This window comes from Sphingomonas sp. CCH9-F2 (assembly GCF_001556735.1).
Taxonomy (GTDB): domain Bacteria; phylum Pseudomonadota; class Alphaproteobacteria; order Sphingomonadales; family Sphingomonadaceae; genus Sphingomonas; species Sphingomonas ginsenosidimutans.
Genome location: NZ_LSJO01000039.1, coordinates 1 through 7,139 on the forward strand (window position 1 = coordinate 1; position 7,139 = coordinate 7,139).

The 7,139-nt window shown below is 68.4% G+C and carries 5 protein-coding genes; 2 read left to right on the forward strand and 3 right to left on the reverse strand.

Annotation, left to right across the window (positions count from 1 at the left end; translation table 11 throughout):
• Both AX685_RS01080 and AX685_RS01085 read right to left on the reverse strand, forming a co-directional pair.
• The coding region (locus AX685_RS01080) for a M14 family metallopeptidase (protein WP_156445586.1) at positions 1–1,752 on the reverse strand (1,752 nt) is incomplete at its 3' end.
• A 14-nt stretch (positions 1,753–1,766) separates the two neighbouring features.
• Positions 1,767–3,866 (reverse strand): TonB-dependent siderophore receptor, encoded by a 2,100-nt coding sequence (locus AX685_RS01085; RefSeq protein WP_420542553.1) that lies wholly within the window; start codon positions 3,864–3,866, stop codon positions 1,767–1,769.
• A gap of 299 nt (positions 3,867–4,165) precedes the next feature.
• On the opposite strand from AX685_RS01085, the gene AX685_RS01090 reads away from it, so the two are divergent.
• Complete coding sequence (locus AX685_RS01090; protein WP_197418429.1) at positions 4,166–4,528, forward strand: hypothetical protein; 363 nt, start codon at positions 4,166–4,168, stop codon at positions 4,526–4,528.
• A 66-nt stretch (positions 4,529–4,594) separates the two neighbouring features.
• The gene (locus AX685_RS01095) at positions 4,595–6,625 is read left to right on the forward strand and encodes a TonB-dependent receptor (RefSeq protein WP_066484472.1); all 2,031 of its coding nucleotides are present in this window, start codon (positions 4,595–4,597) and stop codon (positions 6,623–6,625) included.
• A gap of 331 nt (positions 6,626–6,956) precedes the next feature.
• On the opposite strand, the gene AX685_RS22165 is transcribed toward AX685_RS01095, so the two are convergent.
• The coding region (locus AX685_RS22165; RefSeq protein ID WP_197418430.1) for a hypothetical protein at positions 6,957–7,139 on the reverse strand (183 nt) is incomplete at its 5' end.

The window sequence follows — 7,139 nt, forward strand, 5'->3', positions numbered from 1 at the left end:
GGGGTGTCCTGGCCCCGCCTGCGCGTACAGCCACGCCAGCCGCGCGTCGGGGTCCGACGCAAAGCCCGGCTCGGTGCGCAGCTTCGCGTCGAACGCTGCCTTGATCGACGGATCGGTCGCCAGCAGGCGCTCGCCCAGCGCGGCGAGCACGAAGGCGTCGGTGTTCGGCGCCGGCGCCAGCATTTCCGGGAAGAACCCCCAGGCCAGAAACGAATCCTGGCTCTCCGGCTCCAGCAGCGACGCCGCGAGCAGCCCGAGCGGCTGGTCGGCGGGCACGCGAACGCTGCCGGCCGGCAAGACGTCGCTCGTCTCGTGGTGTTCGAACCGGGCGGTGATCGGGTAGCGTCCCTCGATCGGTTGCGACATCTTCGGGTCGATCAGGCGGACATGGTCGAGCGTGCGGGTTTGCGGCGTGCGGATCGTCTCGAAGCGGATGCCGTGCAGGCGCAGCCGCTCGATGATCTCGGTCTGCTCACGCGGCACCCACCACGCCTTGGGAAGACGGACGCTCTCGCTGGGTGTCTGGCCGATGATCGGCATCCGGAACGTGATGGGCCTGCCCAGCCAGCGCTGTTCCTCCCGACCGGAGGCGGGGGAGCGATAGGTGTCGAACGCCACGCCCTTGAAATCCTCGATCCATCCGATCGGGGTCGCGGCGGGCTTCCACCGGGTCAGCAGTTCGGTCGGGCGGCTCGCCCGATCGGTCGCCTTGGCGGCGATGATGCGCGCGGCGTCGCTCGCGGCGATCTTGAGCGCAGCTTCCAGCAGCACATAGGTGCCCAGCACGCGCTGGCGATAGGGCTTGAGCATGTGGTTCTCGACCAGCACGGTCGGCATGCCGATGAAGTCGCCATAGCCGGTCGAGTAGCGTGGCCCCTCGGGGCTGTAGCGGATGCCCTTCTCGGGATGCCGGGTGTCGATCGGGCTGGGATAGATGATCGGGGTGTGGCCCGCGGCGGTCAGGGCGCCGGATACCGCCGGGCCGAAGCGGTTCTCCAGCCAGTCGGCGGTCGCCCGGTGGCGGGCATATGTGCCCCATCCGGGATAGGTGAAGGTCACGTCATACTGCATGTCGAAGCCTTCGCTGACATGGCAGTCGATGTAGAGGATGGGATCGAGCGCACGGATGAGGCCGATCATCGCCCGCGATTCCGGCGCGTCCAGCTTGGCGTAATCCCGGTTGAGGTCGATGTTGCGCGCGTTGGCGTCGCGCCCCTTGTTGGCGGGGCCGCGGATGTGCGGGAAATTGTACGCGCTCATCTGTTCGTGGCCGTCGATGTTGTAGATCGGCACGAAGACCAGATCGACCTGGTCGAGCAGATTGTCCTTCCCGCGCAGCGCGATGTCGCGCAGCAGCATCAATCCCGCGTCCTTGCCGTCGATCTCGCCCGCATGGATGCCGCCCTGTATCAGCACCACCGGCTTGTCCGCGCCGCCCTTGCTGGCGCGGACGTAGATCATCTCGCGCCCCTCGGCGGTGCGGCCGAACGACCGCATGGTGACGAGCGGCGATGCCGCCGCGAGGCGCTCCAGCCAGGCCCGCACCTCGGCGTAGCGCGGCGTCGTCGTGAACCCCGCCGCCTCTGCCGGGGTGATCCACGGGTCGTTCGCCGGCACGATCAGCCGCTCGCTCGCCCCCGACCAGGGCAGGGCGGGGGGAAGGATGGCGGACAGCGGCGGCACCGGCTGCGCCGGCGCGGGAACAGCGGCGAGCAAGGCGATGCCGGCGGCGGCACGGGTGGTCGAACGCATCGGATGTCCCCGCTTCACAACTTGGCGCGCAGGCCGATCGTCGCCGTCCGTGGGGCGCCCGGCTGCACCCAGACCGGCGAATAGCTGTTGGCGTACCAATGTTCGTCGAACAGGTTGGTGACCGAGCCGAACAGTTCCAGGTTCGGCATCAGGTCGACCTGACCGAACACCCGCGCCAGGGTATGCGCCGGCAGCTCGAAATCGGTGCCGGTCTCGCCGTTGCGCTTGCTGACATACTGGATGCCGCCCCCCAGCAGCGCGGCGCGCTCGCCGATCGTGAAGCGCTTCGCCGCCTGCACGTTCAGATTGTGCGCGGGAATGTTGATCAGCGGGTCGCCGGGCTCGATCTGGAACGAGAAATTGGGATCGAGCACGCGCGAACGCGCCTCCGCATCGGTGTAGGCGTAGCTGAGCAGCACGTCGACGTCGCCCGGCAGCTTTCCGTTGATGTCCAGCTCGACGCCGCGGCTGCGCGCCTTGCCGATCGCGACCGAGAAGCCGGGGTTGAGCGTGTCGGTGGCGAGCACGTTGGACTTGTCGAGCTGATAGACGGCCAGCGTGCCGTTCAGCCGTCCGCCCAGCGCGCTCAGCTTCACGCCAGCCTCGATCGACGTGCTCGTCTCCGGCTCGAAGACACTTCCGTCGGCCCCGGCGCCGATATTGGCGCGATACCCTTCGCCATAGGTCGCGTAGAGCGACAGCGGCTTGCTCAGTTCGTAGACGATGCCGGCCTGCGGGCTGAACCGGCTGCGCTTGCGGCGGCCGAGCACGCGCGTCAGCCGGTCGTCGACGCGCAGCAGGAAATCGTCGAAGCGACCGCCGACGCGCACCTGCAACCGGTCGGTCAGGCTGATCTGGTCCTGAATGTACGCCCCCATCGTGCGCTGCACATCCAGGCGGTTGGTGATCGGCGCGGTCGCCGGAACCGGGTAGCGGCCATATACCGGGTTCTGCAGGTCCAGCACATAGCCTGCCCGATCGGTCGTCGCCGGCGTCACGACCGGTCCGCGATACCTGCTGAACAACTGGTCGGTGTCGAAATAGTCGTAGTCGCCGCCGATCAGGACGCGGTGGCGCAGCGTACCGGTCTCGAACTCGCCCGCGATCTCGGCGCGCAGCACGCTGTGTTCGGAGCTGTAGCGCCGGGTGCGCCGCTGCCGCGACAGCGACCGGCCGTCGATGAACAGCTTCTGCCGCGCGCGCGCCGTCTCCGCGTCCGACGACGCGCCGGTCAGCTGCGTGTCGCGGTGACTGGCGCCGAGCAGCAGGCTCCAGCGATCGGCAAAGTCGTGTTGCACGCGCAGCTGGTGCCCGGTCGCGCGCGCCACCGTGTCGCCGTCGCTCGGCTCGCCCAGAAACCGCGACCGCGGCACGGTGTCGAAATTGCCGTTCAGCACCACGATCCCCCGGTCGAACGGTACCTCGACGCGCGTCCATTCGAAATCGTAGGTGATGCGCGTGTCATCGCCGATGCCCAGGCCGATCGACGGCAGGAAACCCCAGCGCTTCTGCTCGACCGTGTCGCGGAACGTGTCGCCGCTTTCCGCATAGCCGATCAGCCGGGCGGTCAGGTTGCCGGTCAGGGCGACATTGGCGTCACCCTCCGCGCGCACCGTATCGAAGCTGCGATACTGGAGCGAGGCGGTGCCGAAGGTGCGGCCGAGTTCCGCCTGCTTGGTGACAAGGTTGATCGAGCCGCCCGGTTCGCCGCGCCCGAGCACCGCCGCTGCGGGACCCTTCAGCACCTCGACCCGCTCGATGCCGGCGACATCGCGCTGCCCGCTGAAGCCGCGTCCGGCGTTGAAGCCGTTGACGAGGTAGCCGCTGGGCAGATTCTCATCGCCCGCAAAGCCGCGCACGGCGAAACTGTCCCACAGCCCGCCCAGCGTATTCTGCCGCACGACGGAGGCGTTGAGATCGAGCGCGTCGGTAAGGCGCAGGATGTTGTTCTCCTCGATCACCGCCTCGTCGATGACCGCGATCGCCTGCGGGATCTCGCGTACCGCGAAGTTGCCGCGATACGACTGGCGCACGCCGGTGACGGTGATCGCCTCGCGTCCCTCTTCGACGGACACATCATCGTCGGCCTCGGCCATCGCGGGCGAACAGGCCATGGCGATGGCGAGCGGGATGATGCTGCCCATGGCGGCAGCGCGCGTAGTGAAGCGCACGTGAACGATTCCTCCTGATCGGATGGCCGCGCATCGGCGTTGCGCGGCCGTATTGTCTGGCGCTCCATGCAGTCACGCCATGCAAGCGTCAATGAGATGATGTTTTGTTACATTCCGTGGCCGCTGCCCTGCCTCCCGGCTCCCGGCGTCACGCCGGCCCAGGCGCCGGCCGGCATGTCAAATGAACATTATATCATGAAGTCGACAGCTTCGGGACAGCCGCATCCGTGTCGAAGGGGGCGGTGACCAAGCGGCAACCCCAGATGATTCGCCGCCCGGTGACGATGACCTGGGTCGTGTGGCTGGCGCTGTGTGCGCTGATCTTCAACGGCGTCGCCTTCGGCGCGCATCGTCATCCGCTGCCCGCTGCCCCTGTCGTGACCAGCGGGGACGTGCTGCACGTCGCCACCAGCGACGAAGGCGCCTGCGCGCTGTGTTTCGCCGCGGCGATCCTCGAGCCGTACCTGCCGCCGTTCGCCACCGCTGTCATCGCCCCGCGGCAGCGCGATGAAAGCACGATCATCGTCGCCGCCGCCTACGACCGACCGGCCACGCGCGCGCATATCTGGCGCAGCCGCGCGCCACCCGCGCCGTCTCCGACCTGACGCAATCCCCTCATCGCCACCCGATCCGCCCGCGGACGAGGAGCGGCGCTACGTTCGGAGTTTATCATGCGATTCTTCCTCTTCACCGGCGCGGCCTTCGCTGCGCTCGCTCCTGCCTGCGTCCATGCGCAGCGGGCGCCCTCGACCGACCCTGCCGCATCCACCCGGCCGGTCACCCCGGTCGACACCAGCCGCGATATCGTCGTCACCGCCTCCCCGATCGGGCACGAGCGGGACGACACGCCCGCGATCGTCGCCAAGGTGGATGCGGAGGACATCCTGCGGAGCGGCGGTGCCAGCATCGCCGACGCGCTGTCGCACGTGCCCGGCATTTCGGCGACGGGCTTTGCCACCGGCGCCAGCCGCCCGATCATCCGCGGCATGGACGCCACCCGCGTCCGCATCCTGGAGGACGGGACCAGTTCGTCCGACGTGTCCGACATCGGCCCGGATCACGGCATCCCGATCGATCCGCTGGCGGCACGCAGCATCGAAGTGGTGCGCGGTGCGGGCACGCTGCGCTATGGCAGCCAGGCGATCGGCGGCGTCGTCAACATCCTCAACAATCGCGTGCCGACGACCCTGTCCGACAAGCCGCTGTCGGCCGAATTCGACGGCACCTACGGCACCGTGTCCGATCTCTACCAGGGCGCCGCGCTGGTCGATGCGAACGTCGGCAATGTCGCGCTGCACGCCGACGGCTTCGGCCGCCATGCGGGCGATTACGACACCCCGCTCGGCGTTCAGCAGAATTCGTTCTTCCGCGGCTATGGCGGCGCGCTGGGCGGGTCATACTTCTTCGGCAACGACAACGACAGCCATGTCGGCGCCGCGATCACGCAGTACAATACCAAATACGGCATCCCCAGCGACACGACCTTCATCGACATGCGCCAGACCAAGGTGATGACGCGCTCGTCCTTCGCGCTCGGCACCGGGTTGCTCCAGCGGCTGAACCTCGACGGCAGCTATGCCGATTACACGCATGACGAGAAGGAGCCGGACGGCACGATCGACACGACGTTCCGCAACAAGGAATATAACGCGCGCGCCGAACTGCTGTTCAATCGCATCGGCTTCGTCGACAATTCCGCACTGGGCTTCGAGTATCAACACCGCGACTTTTCCGCGATCGGCGAGGACAGCTCCTATCTGTTTCCCGCCACGCAGGAGAGTTTCGCCGGCTATCTGTTCACCGACACGCAGCTGGCCGACCGACTGCATCTGGAAGCGAGCGGCCGCGTCGAGCATGTCCGCCTGACCGGCACGCCGCGCGCGGGCACGTTCGTCACGCCCGAATACACGCCGCTCAGCGGCGCGATCGGCGCGCTGTACGAGGTTTCGCCCGCGATCAAGATCGGCGCGACCTTCTCCAGCACCGGGCGCGCACCCGCGCTGACCGAACTGTTCGCGCGCGGCGGGCACGACGGGCCGAACACGTTCGAGACCGGCGATCCGAACCTGAAGATCGAGCGCGCCAACTCGCTCGAGGGGACGCTGCGGGTTCGCTCGGGCGGGTTCCGCTTCGACGGCAGCGTCTACAGCAGCTGGTTCCGCAACTACATCTACGGCGACCTGACCGGCCGCGTTTGCGACGACGATGGCACCTGCGCGATCGGCGGCGACGGCGACCTGCGCGAACTGAACTATCGCCAGCAGGGCGCGCACTTCCGCGGGTTCGAGGCGGAGGCGAGCTATGACCTCGTCCGCACCGAGCACGGCGTCTACCGCTTCAACCTGCTGGGCGACTACACCCGCGCGACGCTTGACGACGGCAGCAACGTGCCGCGCATCCCGCCCTATCGTGTGGGCGGTGGGCTGAACTGGCAGGGCGACAGGCTCGATGCCGGGTTCAACCTGATCTACGCCGGGCGGCAGGACAAATATGGCGCGTTCGACACCCCGACGCCCAGCTATGTCGCGCTCGACGGCCAATTGGCGCTGCGCCCGTTCGCGGCGCATCCCAACGTCGAGCTGGCGCTCGTCGGACAGAATCTGACCAACGATGTCCAGCGGCTCGCCACCGCGCTCAACAAGGACGAAGTCGTCATGCCCGGACGCCGCCTGATGGCGACGTTGAAGATCGGCCTGAACTGAGGAACTCGCTCCGCCTCGCATCGGTGCGCCGGCATCGACGCGAGGCGCCCCGTCGGACCGCTCGCCTTCGGCACAGGGGAGCGGTACGGGTGGACCCGCGCGGCACGTGCCCGCCGATCACGGAAGACGACGACGTCCGCGCCGACAGGCGGATGTGGCAACATCGCCGACGGCGATCGGGGCGCGCCATGGCGCGCGACGCCCTGCTGGCCCGCTACCGCAACGCGCCGATGGGATGCCCGGGTCGCGGGCCAGCAGGTCGGACAGGCCGACGTCGATGGCACGAAGCGGAGGGCGCTGCATCTGCTCGACGCCGCCTCCGCGCGGCCGTTCACATCCGCCGCAATGCCGCGGCGGGGCGTGCGCGCAGCACCGGCAGCGATCCGGCCACCCCGATCGCCATCGTCACCCCGGCCCCCAGCGCCAGCGTCGCCGCCACCACGCCCCAGTCGGGCAGCCAGTCGAACGCGAAGATCTGCGTGACGACGAACCAGCCGCCGCCCACCCCCAGGAT